The sequence below is a fragment of the Verrucomicrobiota bacterium JB022 genome, assembly GCA_030673845.1.
Taxonomy (GTDB): Bacteria; Verrucomicrobiota; Verrucomicrobiia; order Opitutales; family Oceanipulchritudinaceae; genus WOUP01.
The window spans coordinates 115081-134621 of sequence record JAUTCQ010000006.1; the positions used below are offsets into that span (position 1 = coordinate 115081).

Annotated in this window: 21 protein-coding genes and 1 pseudogene; 9 read left to right on the forward strand and 13 right to left on the reverse strand. The window is 63.5% G+C overall.

What is annotated here, in order from left to right; all coding sequences use genetic code 11:
* Positions 1–98 precede the first annotated feature (98 nt).
* The gene (locus tag Q7P63_04220) at positions 99–473 is read left to right on the forward strand and encodes an NADH-quinone oxidoreductase subunit A (GenBank protein ID MDP0499287.1); all 375 of its coding nucleotides are present in this window, start codon (positions 99–101) and stop codon (positions 471–473) included.
* A gap of 66 nt (positions 474–539) precedes the next feature.
* Positions 540–1898, forward strand: a complete 1359-nt coding sequence (locus Q7P63_04225; protein MDP0499288.1) for a PTS sugar transporter subunit IIA — start codon at positions 540–542, stop codon at positions 1896–1898.
* Positions 1899–2190: 292 nt separating this feature from the next.
* Here the strand turns inward: Q7P63_04225 and Q7P63_04230 are convergent, their stop codons facing one another.
* Entirely contained in the window at positions 2191–3462 is a 1272-nt protein-coding gene (locus Q7P63_04230; protein ID MDP0499289.1) for a PLP-dependent aminotransferase family protein, read from the reverse strand.
* Between the two features lie 60 nt (positions 3463–3522).
* Here Q7P63_04230 and Q7P63_04235 point away from each other — a divergent pair, with 60 nt between their 5' ends.
* On the forward strand, positions 3523–4383 hold the full coding sequence (locus tag Q7P63_04235; protein MDP0499290.1) for an alpha/beta hydrolase: 861 nt from the start codon (positions 3523–3525) through the stop codon (positions 4381–4383).
* Positions 4384–4389: 6 nt separating this feature from the next.
* The gene (locus Q7P63_04240) at positions 4390–4932 is read left to right on the forward strand and encodes a DJ-1/PfpI family protein (protein ID MDP0499291.1); all 543 of its coding nucleotides are present in this window, start codon (positions 4390–4392) and stop codon (positions 4930–4932) included.
* A 190-nt stretch (positions 4933–5122) separates the two neighbouring features.
* Here the strand turns inward: Q7P63_04240 and Q7P63_04245 are convergent, their stop codons facing one another.
* Positions 5123–6334 carry a biopolymer transporter Tol gene (locus Q7P63_04245; protein MDP0499292.1) on the reverse strand — a complete coding sequence of 404 codons (1212 nt, stop codon included), beginning with the start codon at positions 6332–6334 and terminating at the stop codon, positions 5123–5125.
* A gap of 127 nt (positions 6335–6461) precedes the next feature.
* Between Q7P63_04245 and Q7P63_04250 the strand changes: the two genes are divergently transcribed.
* Both Q7P63_04250 and Q7P63_04255 read left to right on the forward strand, forming a co-directional pair.
* A complete protein-coding gene (locus Q7P63_04250; GenBank protein MDP0499293.1) occupies positions 6462–7523 on the forward strand; it encodes an Mrp/NBP35 family ATP-binding protein in 1062 nt (353 codons plus the stop codon).
* 155 nt (positions 7524–7678) lie between these two features.
* The gene (locus Q7P63_04255; GenBank protein ID MDP0499294.1) at positions 7679–7933 is read left to right on the forward strand and encodes a hypothetical protein; all 255 of its coding nucleotides are present in this window, start codon (positions 7679–7681) and stop codon (positions 7931–7933) included.
* 78 nt (positions 7934–8011) lie between these two features.
* Here Q7P63_04255 and rpmG read toward each other — a convergent pair whose 3' ends face one another.
* From rpmG to trpC, 4 genes are all read right to left on the reverse strand, one after another.
* A complete protein-coding gene (rpmG, locus tag Q7P63_04260; GenBank protein MDP0499295.1) occupies positions 8012–8179 on the reverse strand; it encodes a 50S ribosomal protein L33 in 168 nt (55 codons plus the stop codon).
* Positions 8180–8440: 261 nt separating this feature from the next.
* Complete coding sequence (rsmA, locus tag Q7P63_04265; GenBank protein MDP0499296.1) at positions 8441–9301, reverse strand: 16S rRNA (adenine(1518)-N(6)/adenine(1519)-N(6))-dimethyltransferase RsmA; 861 nt, start codon at positions 9299–9301, stop codon at positions 8441–8443.
* Between the two features lie 55 nt (positions 9302–9356).
* Entirely contained in the window at positions 9357–10130 is a 774-nt protein-coding gene (locus Q7P63_04270) for a hypothetical protein (GenBank protein MDP0499297.1), read from the reverse strand.
* Positions 10131–10316: 186 nt separating this feature from the next.
* Positions 10317–11114, reverse strand: coding sequence for an indole-3-glycerol phosphate synthase TrpC (gene trpC / locus Q7P63_04275; GenBank protein ID MDP0499298.1), 798 nt, complete (start codon positions 11112–11114; stop codon positions 10317–10319).
* Positions 11115–11218: 104 nt separating this feature from the next.
* On the opposite strand from trpC, the gene Q7P63_04280 reads away from it, so the two are divergent.
* Genes Q7P63_04280 through Q7P63_04290 form a run of 3 tightly spaced genes read left to right on the forward strand, consistent with a single transcriptional unit; the run spans position 11219 to position 13581 of the window.
* A complete protein-coding gene (locus Q7P63_04280; GenBank protein ID MDP0499299.1) occupies positions 11219–11863 on the forward strand; it encodes a MazG family protein in 645 nt (214 codons plus the stop codon).
* Between the two features lie 58 nt (positions 11864–11921).
* Positions 11922–12617, forward strand: a complete 696-nt coding sequence (locus Q7P63_04285; GenBank protein ID MDP0499300.1) for a SprT family zinc-dependent metalloprotease — start codon at positions 11922–11924, stop codon at positions 12615–12617.
* Entirely contained in the window at positions 12610–13581 is a 972-nt protein-coding gene (locus Q7P63_04290) for a histone deacetylase (protein MDP0499301.1), read from the forward strand. Before Q7P63_04285 ends, Q7P63_04290 begins: the two co-directional genes overlap by 8 nt.
* A 13-nt stretch (positions 13582–13594) precedes the next feature.
* On the opposite strand, the gene Q7P63_04295 is transcribed toward Q7P63_04290, so the two are convergent.
* The 7 genes and pseudogenes from Q7P63_04295 to araA all read right to left on the reverse strand — a co-directional run bounded on the left by Q7P63_04295 (position 13595) and on the right by araA (position 19536).
* Positions 13595–13918: a hypothetical protein gene (locus Q7P63_04295; GenBank protein ID MDP0499302.1), complete on the reverse strand. Its 324-nt coding sequence runs from the start codon at positions 13916–13918 to the stop codon at positions 13595–13597.
* Positions 13919–14032: 114 nt separating this feature from the next.
* Complete coding sequence (locus tag Q7P63_04300) at positions 14033–14746, reverse strand: type II secretion system protein (protein MDP0499303.1); 714 nt, start codon at positions 14744–14746, stop codon at positions 14033–14035.
* A 50-nt stretch (positions 14747–14796) separates the two neighbouring features.
* Positions 14797–15246, reverse strand: coding sequence for a hypothetical protein (locus tag Q7P63_04305; protein MDP0499304.1), 450 nt, complete (start codon positions 15244–15246; stop codon positions 14797–14799).
* A gap of 82 nt (positions 15247–15328) precedes the next feature.
* Entirely contained in the window at positions 15329–16606 is a 1278-nt protein-coding gene (glyA, locus tag Q7P63_04310) for a serine hydroxymethyltransferase (GenBank protein MDP0499305.1), read from the reverse strand.
* 69 nt (positions 16607–16675) lie between these two features.
* Positions 16676–17119: pseudogene (locus Q7P63_04315) on the reverse strand (low molecular weight protein arginine phosphatase).
* Between the two features lie 200 nt (positions 17120–17319).
* Complete coding sequence (araD, locus tag Q7P63_04320; GenBank protein ID MDP0499306.1) at positions 17320–18018, reverse strand: L-ribulose-5-phosphate 4-epimerase AraD; 699 nt, start codon at positions 18016–18018, stop codon at positions 17320–17322.
* 3 nt (positions 18019–18021) lie between these two features.
* Positions 18022–19536, reverse strand: coding sequence for an L-arabinose isomerase (gene araA / locus Q7P63_04325; protein ID MDP0499307.1), 1515 nt, complete (start codon positions 19534–19536; stop codon positions 18022–18024).
* Positions 19537–19541: the final 5 nt, after the last annotated feature.

Below are 19541 nucleotides of genomic sequence, written 5' to 3' on the forward strand. Positions count from 1 at the left end.
CTGGCTCCGTCTCCAGATTCTCCCGCTTTGCGGTTGCTTTATTTCTGCAAGCTGCCGAGAGTAGTCGATCCGCGAAGTCTGACTGACCACCGCTTCCCATGGACTTGCAAGCATATCTACCCGTCTTGGTGCAAATCCTCCTCGCCGTCGTGATGGCGCTGGGCATCATCATTGCCAGCCACATCTTCGGACAGCGTGCGGCTACCAGCCGCATCAAGGACAGCGCCTACGAGTGCGGTCTCGAAGCCGAAGGCCCGCCTGAAGCCCGCTTCAGCGTCAAATTTTATGTGACGGCGATGTTGTTCATCCTGTTCGACATCGAAGTGGTTTTCCTGATCCCCGGCGTCCTGATCTACCGCGATTTCCTGAGCCAAAACCTGGCGATCTTCTGGCCGGTGATGGTCTTTGTGCTGTTGGTGGTGGCAGGGCTCGCCTACGAACTGCGCAAGGGCGCGCTGGAGTGGGACAAGTAAACACTGGCCCCGTGATGGGGTGATACGATTGGCCGACCGTCGGCCCACCGCGGCGGCTGCAGCAGCATGCGACTGGATCGTTACATCACGAAGACGCGGATCATCGAGATCGAGAGCCACGACCTGCGGGGCGCGCTGCTCGAACTGTTGAACGTGTCCCTCTTCCGGCTCTCCGACGAGCTGGACGCCAGCCGTATTGCCGACGATCTCGTCTCGCGCGAGCGCAACATGACGACCTACCTCGGGCACGGGGTGGCCATGCCGCACTTGCGCGTGAAGATGAAGCGCCCCTACCTCTTCGCCATCGGGCGCGTGCCGGCGGGGCTCAAATTTGAGGGCGCGGAAGACTACGACGAGGTGCGGCTGATCTTCCTCCTGCTCGCCTCCGAGGGGGAGAAGAACTACCTCAACGTGCTGGCCTCGCTCGCCCGGCTCTTCCGCGACCAGTTGATGGTGCAGAGCCTGATCGAAGCGCCTGACACGCAGACTTTTCAGGAGCGCGTCTTCATGGCCTTCGGCGGCCTGCTGGCCAAGCCGGAGCGCCGCCAGAACCGCTTCAACCGCATCATTTTGCGCGAGGCGGAGAAGATTGCCCGCGAGGCCAACTGCCAGGCCGTGCTCGTCTTCAGCGACACCTTTGCCGGAGGGATCGAGATGACGGACGACATCCCGAACTACCGCACGATCCTCGTCAGCCGGGCCGCGTCGGACCGCCTGCCCGCGAATTCTTCGGTCGAGGCGGTGGTCGAGGTGCGCAGTTTTTCGCGCCAACGCCTCTCGCAGGTGCGCAGCGCCATCCTGATCGGCCTCACTCGCGGTCTTTTCAAATACAGCGACCGCCTGTGCTGCGTCGGCGGCATCCCGTCGAGCAACCAGCTCGATACAGTGATGGTGGTCGATATCGAGCGCGAATTCCAGAGTGTGATCGACCGCGAAAACGACCTGCTGCCCAAAGACGTGAAGGTGGAAGTGGTCGAGCGCATGATCGCGATTGCGACCGAGCTGGCGGTGGAGGGCCGCGAAGGCAAGCCGGTGGGTACGTTGTTTGTGCTGGGCGACGCCCGGCGGGTCAACACGATGGTCAAGCCGCTCGTGCTCAACCCCTTTTACGGCTACCGCGAGGAAGAGCGCAACGTGCTCAACCCGTTCATGGACGAGACGATCAAGGAGTTTTCGGTCGTCGACGGCGGCTGGGTGATTCGGGGAGACGGCGTAATCGAGAGCGCCGGCAGCCTCATCCACGCACCCAGTGAATATTACGCCAACCTGCCCAGTGGCTACGGCTCGCGCCACAGCGCGGCGGCTGCGATTACCCAGGCGGCGGACTGCCTGAGCATCTGCGTCAGCGCCAGCACCGGGCAGGTAACGCTCTTCCGCAAGGGCGTGATGCTGCCTCTGCTCGACAAGCCCATCGGCGCAATTTAGGCGGTGTCTGCGAGCCGGTATGGTAGACCGGAGAAGGCAGAAAAAGGGTCGGGAACGTGATGGATAGAGGCGGGGATCCGGGAGTCTGAAGTGGGTTTAACCACAAAAAGCACAGAAAACACAAAAGGTGGGAGGACGTGACGCGGGTTCTGATCTTGAATTCAGGAGACGGGCAGAACGACCTACCATTTTAAAGCATGGGAGGAGAGACCAGAGACCGTCGCACACTCCAAGATATTTCCTGACTCTCTTCCTTTTGTGTTTTTTCTGGTAAACTCCCAGCGCCCGACTGCTACGACACGGCCTTGGCAGCGGCGACGAAGCGGCGGGCGGCTTCCTGCAGGTTGTCTTCGCTGAGGGTGCCGAAGCTGAGGCGCACGGCGTGGTGGGGCGCACCTTCGGCAAAGCAGAGGTCGCCGGGCACGTAGATCACCTCGCGTTCGAGGCAGGCCTTGTAAAAGGGCGAGTCGATGCGGGTATCGAAGCCTTTGGGCCCCTCCAGCCACATCAGCAGACCGCCTTCGGGTGCCTCCCAGTGCCAGCCCAATTCCCGTAGGCCTGCGTCGATCAAGGCCTGCTGGAGCACCTGCATCTTGTGCTGGTAGTGGGGGCGCACGCGCTTGAGCTGCGTCTGGTATTCGCCGCGCTGCCACAGGCGTTCGAGCAGGGCCTGGGCGTAGTTGGCGGTGCCGAAGTCCTGGTGGCCCTTGATCCGCGCCATGCCTTCGATCCATTCGTGCTGGCGGCTGACGACGTAGCCTGTCTTGAGGCCGGAGGCGAAAGACTTCGAAAACGAACCGCTGTAGAGCAGGGGCAGGTCGTTCCACTCGGGCAGGCTCAACATGCTGCGCGCGGGGTAGGGGCGGCCAAAATACAGCTCGCGGTAGGCCATGTCTTCGATCACGGGCAGCGGCTGGCCGAGGCCGCGCAACAGCTCCGCGAGCCCCAGCTTGTCCGTCTCGTCGATGCTGCGGGCGGAGGGGTTGGCGAAGACGCCCATCAGGTAGAGCAGCTTCACGTGGCTCAGCTCGCGGGATTCGCGCAAGTCTTGTAGCAGCCCTTCCAGTGCGCCGAGGTCGATCCGGCCGTCCGGCCAGGTGGGCACCGACAGGGCGCGCACGCCGAGGCCGCGTAGCAGCTCCAGAAACACAAAATAGCTGGGGGCCTGCACCAGCACGATGTCACCCGGGTCGCAGAGTAGTTGCACGGTCAGGTAGAGCGCCTGTTGCGAGCCGTTGGTGATGAGCACCTCGCTGGTCGACACATCGAGGCCAGCTTCGCCGGGGAAGGCGCGCAACATCTCGAGCACGGCCTGTCGCAGGGCCGGGCGACCGCGGTTGAGCCCGTATTGCAGCGACTCCACCAGCCCGCCTTCGGCCAGGTCACGCGCGGCCTCGGCCACGGTATCGACGGGCAGCACCGCGTTGTCGGTAAAGCCGGCGGCGAGGGAGAGGATGCCGGGGTGTTCGAGCGCGGCCGTCATCAGGCGCGTAATCACGGGCTCGGCCTGCAGTTGGCGTTGGCCGAGGGTGGCGTAGGGCAAGGTGGATCGTTGGGCCGACATACGGTCCTCCTTTTCTGCGCTCGCCATGGGGAGATGGCAACCCTAGCGTGATCCGCCTGCATGGATTGGTTCCGAATTGTTGCCCTGTTGCTCGCCCTGTATCTCCTGTTCAACCTTGTGCTTTGGCTGGTTGCGCCACGGCTGGTCTTCCCGGCGCCGGAGCCTTCCTACACCTTTGCGGAGCCGCTTTACCGCCGGCTGGAGCTGCCGGGGGGCGCCGGGCAGTTTGTTCTGACGCTGCAGGAGCCGTCGCCGGCGGAGGTGATCCAGCGGCTGCCGGGGGCGGAAGAGCGGGTCGTGCTCTACTTCCATGGCAACGCGACCGACCTGGGCTACGTGCAGCGCCGGATTGATGCCCTCAAGGCCTACGGCTTCACCGTCTGCGCGCCCGATTACCCCGGGTACGGCCAGAGCGGCGGCAAGGCGAGCGAGTCCGGCACCTTGGCCACGGCGGAAGCCAGCTACCAGTATTTGCTCGATCAGGGCTACGAGCCGCAGCAGATCGTGATCTGGGGGCGCTCGCTGGGCAGCGGACCGGCTTGCCATCTTGCCTCCCAAGTGCCCTGCGACCGCCTGATCCTCGAAACGGCGTTCGCCAGCATCGTGCGGGTGAAGTTCCCTTTCCGCATCACCTTCTGGGACATGTTCGACAACCTCGCCCGCGCAAGGGACATCCAATGCCCGGCCCTGGTGCTCCACGGCAAGCAGGATCGTATTGTGCCTTTTGACCACGCGGAGAAGCTGGCGGCGGCGCTCGCCGGGCCGGTCGAGACGCTCTACGCCGACACGGCTGGACACAATGATTTGCCCGACGTGGCCGGTACGCTATATTGGGAGACGGTTCTTAACTTTGCAGTCGGCCAGCCCCCTCAACCGTTGGTCGTGCCTGTCTCCGCCCAATTCTCCACCCTCGAAGACTAGTTTCCCATGGCCCAAGCTCTTGTTATTATCGCCCCCGGATTTGAAGAAATGGAGGCCGCCGCGCCGATCGACCTCCTGCGCCGCGCCGACCTGAAAGTCGTCGTCGCGACCACGCACGACGAACTCCTGACCGAAGGCCGCAACCAGATGCGCTGGCAGGCGGATGCCTTTCTGGAAGAAGTCGCCGATGAGACCTACGACGCCGTGATCGTCCCCGGCGGCCCCAGCCACAAAGTGCTGCGAGGTAACCCACTCGTGCACAAGATCCTGCAAACGCAGGCCGAGAGTGGTCGCCTGATCGGGGCCATCTGCGCCGCTCCGCTGGTGCTGCTCGATGCGGGCGTCCTGGGCGGCAAGCGCTACACCGCCCACTTTTCCGCCGCCGAAGAGCTGAGCGAGATCGACGAAAACTCTGCGGTGGTGATCGACGGGCAACTCATCACTAGCCGTGGTGCCGGCACGGCCACACGCTTTGGCCTCGCCCTCGTCGCCGCCCTCTGCGGAGCCGACAAGGAGAACGAAATCGCGAAAAGCATCTGCTACCTGTAAGGATAGGAAATTTGGAACAGGAGTTAAAAGGAGTGAAAAAGAGTTCCCAGCCAGGGAATTATAGAAGGTAGCGAAGGTAAATCAGAAAGAGGTATACCTGACTGCCTCGCGTTCTCTGTTCCCTCCCGTCAGAAGCTTGTGTAGAAACTCCTTTTAACTCTTTTTAACTCCTGTTCAATCCATCCCCTTCCTACCGGCCGAGGTAGATGACGTCGGCCATTTCGCTGTTGGGGAAGTTGTTGGGGCTGAGGACGGTGGATTTGCCGGTCTCGGTGTCGAGCACCATCAGGCGGGCGCGTTGCTTGGTGCGCTCGGTGTAGATGAGGTGGCGCCCGTCGTTGAGCCAGATGGGGTGGACGGCGTCGCCGGGGCCGCGGCTGACCCAGGTGCTCTTGCCTTCGGAGAAGCTGTAGATCGCAACTTCGAATTCGCCGCCGGCGGCCGCCGTGAAGGCGATCTTGTCGCCATCGACGGGGTTCCAGGAGGGCTCGGAGCAGTTGCCGCTGAGGTTGGTGGGCAGGCGGCGGGCTCCTTGGCCGTTGGCGTTGATCGTGTAGATCTGGGGGGAGCCGGCCTCATCGGAGGTGTAGGCGATGCGTTGGCCGTCGGGGGACCAGGTGGGGTCGGCCTCGAGGCCGCGCGTGCTGGTGAGGCGTTGCAGGCCGGAGCCGTCGGCCCGCGCCACGTAAAGCTCGGAGTTGCCGCTGCCGCTGAGGATCATGGCCACGCGGTCGCCGTTGGGGCTGTAGCTGGGGCCGGTGTTTACGCCGCGGAAGCTGGCGAAGACCTTGCGCTCGCCGTTGGCGAGGTTGATGCGGTAGATGTCGGGGAAGCCGTTGCGGTGGTAGCTGGTGTAGAGCAGCGAAGAGCCGTCGGGCGAGATGTCGGGCACGAGGCACTCGGACTTGTCGGAAGTGAGTTGGCGGGCCTCGCGGAAGAGCAGATCGCTCACGTAGATTTCGCGCTCGCCGGTGCGGCGGGAGACAAAGGCGAGGCGTGAATTGAAGAAGCCGCGCCCGGTTTCGGAGGTGCGGGCGACGCCGTAGTCGGCAGCCTTCGCCAGCGCTTCGCTCCAGCTGCGGCCGGAGAAGCTTTGGCGTGCCAGCTCCTGCCCATTGCTGAGGATGGCGATGGCGACGTTGTTGCCCTGCCCGCGCTCAAAGCGGAAGGTAAACTGCGTGCGCCCGCTGGCTTTGACGTCGTAACCGCCGTGCAGGCGGAAGGCCTGGCGGGCCAGCTCCAGCGACGCATCGTCGTTGGCCTCAAGCGTGAGGCTGATGCGCTGTACATTACCAGAGACAGTCCCGATGTTGTCACCCTGGGCGCGCAAGGGGGAAAACCCCAGCATCGCCAACAGGATCAAACCCATTACGTAGCTCAACACATTCCGATACACTCGCATGGTCAGGAATATGGGCCACGTTGCGCCACTCCGCAAATCAAATGCCCGTTGACAGACTGGACCGGTCGGACTACCGCTGAACCTTCAGGCCGCGCAAGCGCCCGCAATTTTTCCGATTTTTCCCATGCTGACCGAAAACCAAGTCCGCGAAGCCCTCAAGCAGGTCAAATACCCCGGTTTCAGCCGCGACATCATCTCCTTCGGCCTCATCCAGAGCCTCGAAGTGCACGGTGACCATGTCCACGTAAACCTGGCGGTGACAACGTCTGACCCGAAGGTGCCGAAAACCCTGAAGGACAATGTGGAGCAGGTGCTTGGCGCCTTGCCCGGTATGCGCGCGGTTCATTGCCACGTGGCCGTGACGGCGCCCAAGGGCAGCACCGGCACCGTGGGCGGCGAAAAGCAGGAAGGCCCGCTGAAGAACGTGAAGAAGGTCATCGCGGTGGCCAGCGGCAAGGGCGGCGTGGGCAAGAGCACCGTGGCGGTCAACCTCGCCTGTGCGCTGGAGCAAGTGCTGAGCGAGGCCAATGGCACCAGCCGCGTGGGCCTGCTCGACTGCGATATTTACGGCCCCTCCGTGCCGCTGATGATGGGCGTAGGCCAGCGCCCGGAGATCCAGAACGAAAAGCTGATCCCGCCGGTCAACTTCGGCGTCAGCGTGATGTCGATGGCCTTGCTGGTCGACGACAACGCGCCGGTGGTGTGGCGCGGCCCGATGGTCAACCAGGCCATCCAGCAGTTTGCGCAACACGTGGAGTGGGGCGACCTCGATGTGCTGGTGGTCGACTTGCCGCCGGGTACGGGCGACGCGCAGCTCTCGCTGGTGCAGATCTTCCCGGTCGACGGTGCGGTGATCGTCACGACCCCACAGCGCGCGGCGGTCGAAGTCACCTGCCGGGGCGCGCGGATGTTCGAGAAGGTCAACGTGCCGCTGCTTGGGGTGGTGGAAAACATGGCCTACCTCGAAACGCCCGCCGGTCGTCAGGCGATCTTTGGCGAAGGCGGGGGCAAGCTGGCCGCCGCCGCGCTCGAGACCGACGTGCTCGGCCAGGTGCCGCTCGAACAGGCAGTGCGCGAGGGGGGCGACCACGGGATCCCGCTTACGGTTTCGCAACCGGACTCGCCGACCGCCCAAACCTTCCAGACCATCGCCCGTGCCGTCTGGAAAAACTTGAACGCGCAGGCCTGATTTGGCGTCAAATCTTTTCTGGCCCATAAAAAGGTCGCACAAATCTTAGTGCTATCGCTTTAGGCGTGCAGGACGGGATTTTAGCTGTATATTGCCGTAGGTAAATACGAACACTGTTGATCCAGCCACGTACAGTCCTTTTCGAAAACACCCCCATGACCCGATCACGCCAGACACCGGAGGATCGCCACGATTTCGTGAAGCGGTCGAGCCTGTATCAGGAGTTCTTGGCGGAACGGGAGGAAATCCTGCGCCACAAGTGGATCGAATCCGAGAAGGCGGGCAAAGACATCGGTTTTGAGCGCGCCTTGCTCGATTGGATCCGCAACCATAAGGCGGGCTGGAAAGCCTCCCGCCGCAAGCCTTCGGACGACGCAGGGGCCGACCCGCTCCCACCCGGGGACGAATAAGCTTAAACCAACCAAAATTTGGAAACAAAAAAAGGCGAGGAGCAATCCTCGCCTTTAAAGTATCTGCAGACCAACGCGTTACTTGATTTCGCGGTGCAGCGTGTAGCGCTTCAGGGCCGGGTTGTACTTCTTCTTCTCCATACGGCCTTGCTGCTTCTTCTTGTCGCGGGAAGAGTTGTAGCGCGAGGGGCGCTTACCTTCCTTGCGGGCTTCGGTGCATTCCAAAATGATGTGTTCGCGCGGCATGTTTCCTCCGAAAGTTGAAAAAGTATCAAAATGCCCGGGCACCGCACCCAAAGCAAGCCAAAATCGCTCATCTCCTGCCCTTCGCCTTTTCGTAAAGATAATCGGCTTTGCGGGGTGAACAGGATTAGGATAAAACTTAGGTCGCTCTTCGACGCAAAATCGCTGCGCCAAATGTAAAAATTTGCCGCTCCTTGCGACGGGGAGCGCAGCAAACCGTCACACGGGTGACGAATCGAGGGCTGAGGGAGCCGTGTCGCCCACTTACGCCAGCTCGGCCAGGAGTTGCCAGGCGGGGAGGGGGATGACTTCCGGGCGGTCGGTGCTCTTGACGCCGTGGGAGGCTGCGGCGGTGGCGAGCCAGGCTTCGAGGGCGGCCTCGCCCCGCACCAGTGCGCCGATCTGTTTGCGGCGCTGGGTGAAGATCTGGCGGATGGCGTGCCGGGCGGCTTCAGTGAAATAGCGGGGCTCGGGCAGGCGTTCGAGGCCGAGCAGCACGGAGTCGACGCCGGGTACAGGGTAGAAGCACTGGCGCGAGACGGCGTGGCGGCCGAATTCGCGGTAGGCGCTCTGCAGAAAGATGGTGATCGCGCTATAGTGCTTGTGGCCGCAGGGGGCGGTGAGGCGGTCGGCGGCTTCCTTTTGCATCATCAGCACGAGGCGGGAGGGGCGGCCGGGCTGCTGCATCACTTCGTCGAGCCAGGGGCTGGTAATGGCGTAGGGCAGGTTGGCCACGATCTTGTAATCCTGCTCGGGCTGGAGCGTGAGGTGGCCGAGCGGGAAGTCGACCGCGTCGCCTTCCTTGAGGTGGAAGGTGGGCACCGGCTCGGGGGCGTTTTCGCCCAGGGTATCGCGCAGGTGGGCGGCGAGGCGGGTGTCCAGCTCCACCGCGTGGACTTCGCAACCGGCGGCGAGCAGCGCGCGGGTGAGGGTGCCGAGCCCGGGGCCGACCTCCACGACGGTATCGCCAGCGCCAATTTGCGCCATAGCGAGGGACTTGCGCACGATGTTGCCGTCGATGAGGAAGTTCTGGCCCAGCGGCTTGCGGGGCAGGTGGCCTAGCTGTTCCAGCAGGGCGCGGGTGCGGGAGGGCGTGAGCGGCAAATCGGCGTCGAGGGACGGCATTCGCTTCAGCCTTGGCGGTCGGGCTCCGGGCGCAATGGAAAAAAGCGTGTGCGCCTCAGGATGCGCGGACGCCTGCCTCGAAGTGGACGAGGTTGTCGAGCTGGTCCTGCAGTTCGTGGGAGGCTTCGCCGGAGAAGTATTGGCGGGCCAGATCGCGCAGGCGCTGCTCCAGGTCGCGCACGTTTTCTTCGCGCATGGCGATCTCTTCTTCGCGCTCCGTCAGGTCTTGAGCGCGGGTGGAGAGGCGATCTTCGCTCTCGCGGACAAATTCTTCGCGCTCAAGCAGCTCTTCGGGCAACACCATGCCGCCTCGCTTGTAGGCATCGCGTAGCGAGCGGTTTTCTTCCTGCAGCTTCTTGAGCTGGGCTTCGAGCAGGGCGATGGATTCGTCTTGCTCGCCGATGCGTTCCTTCAGCTCGGCCAGTTGGGCGGAGTCGGCCACCTCGGGTTCATTTTCCCCCAGTTGGCTCAGCAGCGCTTCGGTGATGGTGGCAAAGTCGAGGCTCGGGATCCACGCCACCTTGTTGTCGGTCGCTTTCAGCTCTTCGCGGGCGGCCTTGAGCACCAGCTTTACGTCGGGCTGGCGCACGCGCAGGCGTCGGCCGAGGCTGAGGGCGTCGAGGGCCGTGCCTTGGGCTTCACCCACCACGGCGGCAATCGCTTGACCTTGTGCCGTCGAGAGGGCGCGGCTGGGGTGGGTGCAGTGGAGGCTGTTCCAGCCTTGGTCGAGGCACCACCCCTGCAGCTCGCGATGCAGTTGGGCGTTTTCCGTAACGAAAAGGATGGTGGTTACAGAAGCAGAACCCGACAGGGGAGGCGTGAAATTCATAGCGCAGGGCAGGGGTAAACAGAAGGGCAGGAGCTGGGCGAAGGGCCCAGAGGGGTGACACAGAAAGCTCTAACGAGAACCCACAAAAGGCCGCAAAAGTGTAATTCGCAACTCCTTTTACGGCCTTAATGCGCAACTATTTAGCCTGACAGTAATATCCTGTAGCTAATCTTTGGTGGATTCAATTTAGTCCACGCTATGAATATCCTCAATAAAGGCTTCCGCGTCATCGGCTTTCATCAGTGCTTCACCGACGAGCACGGCGTCGGCCCCGGTGGCGCGGGCGCGTTCGGCGTCTTCGCGCGTCCAGATGCCGCTCTCGCTGATGCGCACGATGTCGGCAGGGATCTGGGGGATCAGTAGCTCGGAAAAGGCGAGGTCGGTCACAAAACGGCCGAGGTCGCGGTTGTTGACGCCGACGATTTTGGGGCTCATGCGCAGCGCACGCTCCAGCTCCGGCTCGCTGTGGATCTCGAAGAGGCTGTCGAGCCCTGCCGTGGTGGCGGCGTCGTAGAGGCGGCGCATCTCGTCGTCGCTGAGCGCGCGGACGATGATGAGGATGGCGCTGGCGCCGGCTTCGGCGGCTTCGACGATCTGGATGGGGTCGACAAAGAAGTCCTTGCGCAGGGTGGGCGGGGTGTCGGGCCGGCCGGAGAGCAGGTCATTGACTTCCCAGAGGTCCTTGATGTGGCCCTGGAAGAACTTCTCGTCGGTCAAGACGGAGATGGCGTCGGTGCCGGCGTTGTAATAGAGGCGGCCTTGCTCGACGGCATCGACTTGCTCGCGGATGCTGCCGGCGGAGGGCGAGCGGCGCTTGATCTCGCTGATAATGGAGAGGCCGTGGGGGCGGCGCAGGGCTTCGAGGAAGCTTTTGCCGCTGCGTTGCAGGCGCCCGAGGCGTTCCAGCTCCGCCGTGGTGACGGGGCGGGTGCGTTGGGCTACTTCCTGGCGCTTCCACGCCATGATTTCATCTAGTTTGTCCATAGGAGCGTTTACACGCTTTTAACATAAAACAGGGTCGCCAAACGACGCTTGATCCGTAAAAACTCACCTTCGCTGTGAGTGCGATCCAAGAACTGCTCTCTACGATGTCTCGCTTGCGTGCTCCCGACGGTTGCCCGTGGGATCGCGAACAAACGCATCAATCGTTGACCACCCCTCTGATCGAGGAGTGCGCGGAGCTGTTGGAAACGATCGACAAGCTCGACATGCCGCATATGCGCGAGGAGTTGGGCGACGTGCTGCTGCAGGTCGTCTTTCACGCTCAACTGGCAAAGGAGGTCGGGCATTTCGATTTCGAAGATGTGGCTCGCGAGATCAACGACAAGTTGATTCGCCGTCACCCGCACGTCTTCGGCGACGTGGAGGCCAAAGATTCGGCCACCGTGGTCAAAAATTGGGAGGAAATCAAAGCGGAAGAAAAAAAAGACCAGCCGGAGGCGCCAACTGTCTTCAAATCGTTGCCGCCACGCCTGCCTGCGTTGCAGTGGGCGGCAAAAATCCGCAAGCAGATGAACAAGCGAGGCTTGGATGCCGGACCATGGGTGTCCGAGCCTGCAGATGAATTGCCAAATAACCGCCTGAGCGAAGAATCGGCGGGGAAGCTGCTTTTCACCCTCGTGTCTGCCTGTTGGGAACATGGAATCGACCCTGAGTCGGCCTTGCGCCGCTATGGGCAGCAAATCATCGACCATCACGAACATGCCACCGCTGCCCGAACCAAGACTCTGTGAGATCCCCACCGCGGCGGGCCCGATCGTTCTGCCGTTCGAATTACAGCGCCGTCGCGGCATGCGCTACCTGCGCGTGACGGTCAATGAGGCCAACGAGGTAACGCTGAAGGTGCCTTACCGCGTTTCCGAAGCCATCGCTACCGAATACCTCAAGCAGCAGGGCGACTGGCTCTTGCGGGTGCTGGAGCGCCTGCCCCGCCGCTGGAGCCTGCAGGAGTATCTGCGCAACAAGCGCTGGATCTCGGCCATGGGCGAGCACTTCCAGCTCAACATTTCCGAATATGCCGGGCGCACGCGCGTGCAGCTCGACCGGGTGGACAAAAGCGCCACCCTCTGGCTCGACCGTCGCCTGCCGATCGAAGACGGCCTGCGCGAGGGGTTGTGGGCGGCGGCCAAGCTCGTCCTGCCCTCCCGCGTGCGCGAGCTGGCGCGGGTGCAGGGCCTGCCGGTGGCCCGGATCAGCGTGCGCGACCAGCGGACCCGTTGGGGCTCGTGCAGCGAGTCGGGCAATATTTCCCTCAACTGGCGCCTCGTGCTGCTGGAGCCGAGCCTGCACGACCACGTGATCTGGCACGAGCTGGCCCACCTGCGCCACATGAACCACAGCAAGGCCTACTGGAGCTTTCTCGAAAAACTGGATCCGCAGGCCCAGCAACATGATGTGGAGCTGACCCGCGTGAGCAGTGTGATGATGCGACTGGGTCGTCAGGCTTGCCGACCGTTCGAGAAGCCGCCACTCTTGGGGCGTGACTGAGGTAAAACCGTCCGGCGTAGCCGTCGTCTATAGTCCCGAATTCGCCCTCCACGACACCGGTCCAGGTTGCCCGGAGGGTAACTGGCGGGCCGAAGCGGTGGCGGCAGCCCTGCAGGCATCCCCTTTTGCCCCCGCGCTGAGTTGGCGCGAGCCCCGGCCGGTGGAGATCCCTTGGCTGGAGCGCGTGCATGAGCCCTCTTACCGGCAATACATCGAAGAGCTGTGCCTGAGTGGTCAGCGTGAGCTGGGGGACGACGAGACGATGCTCTGCGAGCGCACTTACGACATCGCGCTGCTCTCCGCCGGGTCTGCCGTCCGGGCGGTCGATGCCGTTTTGCAGGAAGGCTATCGGGCTGCCTTCAGCTGCGCCCGCCCGCCAGGCCACCACGCCTTGCACGCCCAGGGCATGGGTTTTTGCCTGTTCAACAACGTGGCGATCGCGGCAGAGTATGCCTGCGGGCACTATGGGATCGAGCGCGTGGCGATCATCGATTGGGACGTGCACCACGGGAATGGCACGCAGGAGATCTTTTATGACCGTTCGCACGTGCTCTTTTGCAGCATCCAGCAGCGCGACTGGTGGCCCTTTACGGGTGAGCCGGAGGAGGATGGGCGCGACGCGGGCAAGGGCCTGACCGTCAACGTGACCGCGCCGCCCGGCGCGGTGGGCGACGACTATGTGCGCTATTTCGAGCAGGTCTTCGGCCCCGCCATTGCGACTTTCGAGCCGCAACTGATCTTCCTCTCGGCTGGTTTCGATGCCCACCGGCTCGATCCCTTGGGCGAGATTACATTGCGCGCGGAAGACTATGCCCGGTTGACCCAGTTGGTGGGTAACTGGGCCGACAAGTGGGCCCAAGGGCGCCTGATTTCGGTGCTCGAAGGCGGTTACGATCGCCAGGGCCTCGTGACTTCCGCCACCGCGCACGTCGAGGCGCTGGTCGCTCACGCCCGGCGGGGATAGGGGAAGGGGTTCGTTAGCTGACGAGCACCTTGCCGTCGAAGATCCACTGCTCGGAGCGACCGCGGCTGTCCTTGATCTTGATCTTGCGGAAGGGCACCTTGCGGCCTTCGATCTCGACGAGGTGTTGGTCGCCGTTGGTGAATTCGGGTTCGGGCAGGAGGTCCATCGCGCGCTGGAGCAGGGGAAGCGACACGATGTAGCGGCGGTCTTTGCCGCCGCTGCTGCTCGACGAGGAGGACGATGACCGGCTGCCGCCGCCACTGCTGTGGCTGCTGGACGAAGATGAAGAGCGGGAGGAAGACCGGTGGCTCCGGAGCGAACTCGATTCCGAGGGCATGGTAGTTACCTATGCCACTACTCCGGTCAAAATGCAACTACAGGCAAGGCAAGCTCTTGCCCGTAAGGCACTTTTACGGTCTTTTGCGGCGGCCTACGGGGTTGCAAACCAGTTTTAGTAGGCGCTTCCACCCATGTCGACCGCTTGGGCTCCAGGGCTGATGGCCTCCTGGATATTCGCGGTGCGGGCTTTGGTGGTGTAGTGCTGCAGTTGGCCGCCGTCTTCGGCGAGGCTCGGATAAAATTTCACGTGCCCGTCGAGGAACACGACATGGCCGCCTTCTTCGCCGTAGACCCCGGGGTGGGCGGTGGCATCGGCGGCGTTCCAGGTGCCGTCGGTCGCGAGGCCGCGGGTCCAGGCCAAGGGGGTGGTGGCGGCGGGCGCGGCAGGGTTGAGGCGGGTGGCGACGGCGAAGCTGAGCGGGTAGGCTTCAAACTCGGCGGCGGGCATCCAGGTGGTGGCTTCGCCGCTGGGGGGCAGGGCGACGACGGCCGGGCGGGTGCCGCTGGCGGCGACCACGAGCGGGTCTTCGTCCACGATCCACACATCCGGCACGTTCAGCTCGGCCGTTTCGGCCAGCTTGGCGGCAAAGTCGTAGGCGTCGCTGGCCAGAATGGGTTTTTGCCCGCCCGTCTGTTGCAGGTAGGCCTGGTAGCTCTGGGCGATCTGGCGCAGCTTGTTGGCGGCCTGGGTTTTGCGCGCGCCGTCCTGGATGCCGCCCACGGCGGGCACAATCAGCGCGATCAGGATGCCGATGACGGCAATCACGGTCACCAATTCGACCAGGGAGAAACCGGAGCGACGCTTGAGTGCAGGGCGAGCGAGCATACCTTGTTTTTGGCCCGCAAGGCCCGGGGCTGCAAGCTGGATTGTATTCCTTAAACGTTTTTGTGAAGTTGCAGCCTCAGGTAGCGGGTCGGGTCAGGCTCGCTCACCATCATGGTTTCCACGTAGGCGTTGCGCTCAAACCAGATGACTTCGAGGTCCCACACGCAGTAGGAGAAGCGGTCACGATCTTCCACCCACTTGCCGCGTTCGTTGAGCACGAGCACGCGGGTAAACAGCTCGTTGTCGTTGCCCCACCAGGCGACGATCAGGTAGGGCTGGCCATTGGCTGCCGGGTGCGCGATGGCAAAGCCGAGGCGGTGGCGGTCGTGAGGTCGCGCCTGGGTGGCCTGCTGCAGGAAGTTTTGCGCGACTTTGAGGCCGGCGGAAAAGGCGTCCCACTCGAACACCTGATTGGCGGGGGTGATCCGGTAGATCTTGAGTTCGTAGCCCGCCAGTCGACGGAAGGGGAGGGCGCTGATAGGTCGGCTGACGTAAGTCATGTAATGCGGGGATAAAAAAGAAACCGCCCGTTGTATATCGGGCGGTTTCGGCGATAGCAAATAGCCAGATTGAAATGCGGCCTTAGTAGGGCAGCGGATAACGGGCGCAGAGGGCGAGGGCGATGTCGCGGGCCTCCTTGATCGCCTTTTCGTCGTCGGGCGCGTTGAGCACGATGTCGATGGCGCGGCCGATCTCGCGGAAGTCGTCTTCCTTCATGCCGCGGCTCGTGCAGGCGGGGGAGCCGATGCGCACGCCGCTCGTCTGGAACGGGCTGCGGGTCTCGCCGGGCACGGAGTTGCGGTTGGTGGTGATGTGAGCCTTGTCGAGGGCGATCTGGGCCTGCTTGCCGCTGAGGTCGGGGTGGCTCTTGCGCAGGTCGATCAACACGAGGTGGTTGTCGGTGCCGTCGCTGCTGAGCTTGTAGCCCTTGCTCATCAGGAACTCGCCGAGGGCGGCGATGTTGCGCTTCACCTGCTGCTGGTAGAGCTTGAACTCCGGCTTGGCGGCTTCGCGGAAGCAGATGGCCTTGGCGGCGATCACGTGCATGAGCGGGCCACCTTGGCCACCGGGGAACACGGCACTGTTGAGCTGCTTCTCGTACTGGCCCTTGGCGAGGATGAGGCCGCCACGAGGGCCGCGCAGGGTCTTGTGCGTGGTGGTGGTGACAAAGTCGCAGTGCGGCACAGGGCTCGGGTGCTCACCGGTGGCGACGAGACCGGCGATGTGCGCGATGTCGGCCAGGATGTAGGCGCCGACGCTGCGGGCGATCTCGCCCATGCGCTCGAAGTCGATCACGCGGGGGTAGGCGCTGGCGCCGACGGTGATCATCTTGGGCTTCTCCTTCTCGGCCTGGCGGGCGAGTTCTTCGTAGTCGATGCGGCCCGTCTCGGGGCTCACGCCGTAGTGGACGACTTCGTAGAGCTTGCCGGAGAAGTTGACGGGGTTGCCGTGGGTCAGGTGACCACCGTCGGAAAGGTTCATCGTCAGGATCTTGTCGCCTGGGTTGAGCACGGCGGTGTAGACCCCGAAGTTGGCCTGGCTGCCCGCGTGGGGCTGCACGTTGGCGTATTCGGCGCCAAAGAGTTCCTTGGCCCGGTCGATGGCGAGCTGCTCGGCCACGTCCACGTATTCGCAACCACCGTAGTAGCGCTTGCCCGGGTAACCTTCGGCGTACTTGTTGGTCAGCACGCTGCCGGTGGCTTCGATCACCGCCGGGTAGGTGAAGTTCTCCGAAGCGATCAGCTCCAGGTGATTTTGCTGCCGGTTCTTTTCGTTCTCGATCGCCTCAAAGATCTCGGGATCGAGGTCACGCAAAGGCGTGGCGTTCAGGTTGAGGGACGTTTCGGTCGCAGTCGGCATATCTTGTTGGGATGCTTGGGCTGGCAAGTAGCGCGCGCGCAGCCATGCCACCACACTGGGGACGGCCTCGGCCAGCGCATCGCGCGTTTCCAGGTAATAATCGAGGGAGGCGCCGTAAGGGTCGGGCACCTCAAAATCCACATCGCCCGCCATGAATTCGCGGAAGAGGTGGATGGGCAAGTCGCGGTGCCGCTCGTCGATCAGTTGCAGGGCCATCTGGCGGTGCCCTTCCGTCATGCAGAGGATGAGGGCGGCCTCGTCGAGCAGATACGGGTCGAGCCGGCGGCTGCGGTGGTTGCTCAAGTCGAGCCCCACCTTTTGCAGCGCGCGCACCGAGTGAGCAGAGGCGGGATCGCCAGCGAAGGCGGAGATGCCTGCGCTGATCACCTCCAGCTGGTTGAGAGGGGCGGGCTCTGCGGCCAGTGCATGGGCCAGCAGTCGTTCGCCCATCGGGCTCCGGCAGATGTTTCCGGTGCAGACGACGATGATTTTGTTGGGCTGCGGCTGTGCCATGAAAGAAATGAATACTATGGCGACCCCCGTGGGCTTTGGCAAATGCAAAGGCGGGATGTGAATATGTGGCCGGGGGTAGGAAACTGTGGGAGCGTTGGGAAGTTTGGGATCCTGTGGTGAGAGAACCTCTTTTGCACAAAAAGCCCCCGTGCCGAAAAAATCGGCCACGGGGGCGAAAAAGCTAACCGGGTTGGCGTCCCTTACTTCTGGCCGTAGTAGGCGCCGGGGCCGTGCTTGCGCAGGTAGTGCTTGTCGAGCACGTGTGCGGGCAGGGGGGCGACGGCGGGGGCAATCTGGATGGCCTGGAAGGCCATTTGCGCGACCACCTCGAGGGCGATGGCGTTTTCGACTGCCTTGGCGCCGGAGGGGCCCCAGGTGAACGGGCCGTGTTGGGCCACGAGCACGGCGGGGATGGCGTCGGGGTCGAGGCCCTTGAAGGTCTCGGTGATCACCGCGCCGGTCTCCCACTCATAGCCGGCTTCGACTTCGCCGGGCGTCAGCATGCGCGTGACAGGCACCGGACCGTAGAAGTGGTCGGCATGGGTCGTCCCGTAGCAGGGGATGGGCGTGCGCGCCTGGGCAAACGACACCGCGTAGCGCGAGTGCGTGTGCACGACGGAGCGGATGTTGCCGAAGGCGCGGAAGAGGCAGCGGTGCGTGGGTGTGTCCGAAGACGGGCGCAGGTCGCCCTCTACAATCTTGCCGTCGAGGTCGACGAGCACGATCTGCTCGGGCTGGAGCACGTCGTAGGCGACGCCGCTGGGCTTGATCGCAAACACGCCGGCGTCCCGGTCGAGCACGCTCACGTTGCCGAAGGTCAGGTCGACGAGGCCGGACTTGACCAACTGCTTGTTGGCCACACAGCACTCTTCGCGGATGTCCTTGAAGCGTGGGTCCATGGCTTAGTGCCCTTGGCGGGAGGCGAGGGTGTAGTAGAGGTCGTTCCAGCGCACCTTGTCGCGGAAGGCGTCGAGCTTGGTGTCTTCGCCGATGAGCAGGTATTCGATCCCGGCCATTTCTGCGAAGTGTTCGAGTACCTTGGGCGAGTATGCGCAGGTGTAGCCGGTGTGGTGGGCGCCGCCAGCGATGATCCAGCCTTCGAGGCCGGTGCGGAAGTCGGGCAGGGGCTTCCACACGGCACGGGCCACGGGCAGCTTGGGCAGGTCGGCGGGCGGCTCGATGGCGTCGACCGCGTTCACGATGAGGCGGAAGCGGTTACCCACATCGACGATCGAGGCGTTGAGGCCACGGCCGGCGGGGGAGTTGAAGACCATGCGTACCGGGTCGTCCTTGCCGCCGATGCCGAGCGGGTGGATCTCGATGTTGGGCTTGCCGGATGCGATGGAGGGGCAGATCTCCAGCATGTGCGAGCCAAGGACCATCTCGTTGCCCGGCTCCATGTGGTAGGTGTAGTCTTCCATGAAGGAAGCGCCTTCGGGCAGGCCGTGCGCCATCACCTTCATCGCGCGGACGAGGGCGGCCGTCTTCCAGTCGCCTTCGCCGGCAAAGCCGTAGCCGTCACCCATCAGGCGCTGCGGGGCCATGCCGGGCAGCTGGCTGAGGCCATGCAGGTCTTCGAAGGTGGTGGTGAAGCCGCTGTAGTTGCCGGCTTGCATGAACTGGCGCAGGCCGGCTTCGACGCGGGCTTCGGTGCGCAGCGACTGGTGGCGGTCGCCACCCTTGCGCAGCGCGGGCACCACGTTGTAAAGCTCTTCGTACTCGGCGCAGAGGCGGTCGACTTCGGAGTCCGCGATCTGGTTGACCACGTCGACGAGGTCGCCGATGCCATAGCCGTCGACGGTGAAGCCGAAGCGGGCTTCGGCGGCCACCTTGTCACCATCGGTCACGGCCACCTGGCGCATGTTGTCTCCAAAGCGGCAGAACTTGGCACCTTGCCACTCTTGCCACGCACCGGCGGCGCGCATCCACTCGGCCATGCGCACCTGGGTCTCTTCTTCACCCCAGAAGCCGGCCACGACGGAGTGCGGGCGGCGCAGGCGGGCGTTCATGAAGCCAAACTCGCGGTCGCCGTGGGCGGCCTGGTTCAGGTTCATGAAGTCCATGTCGATGGTGTCCCACGGCAGGTCGCGATTGAACTGCGTGTGGAGGTGCAGCATCGGCTTTTGCAGGTGGGTGAGGCCGCCGATCCACATCTTGGCGGGCGAGAAGGTGTGCATCCAGGCCACGAGGCCGGCGCACTGCGGGTTGGCGTTGGCTTCGCGCACGAGGTCGCGGATCGAATCCGGCGTGACGAGCAGGGCCTTGAAGGTGAGGTTGGTGGGCAGCTTGCCGCCCGCGTTGAGGGCCTCGACGATTTGCTGCGAGTGGTTCGAGACCTGACGCAGGGCTTCGGGGCCGTAAAGGTGTTGGCTTCCGGTAACGAACCAGAATTCCAGGGCTTTGGGAGCTAATTTCATAGGGG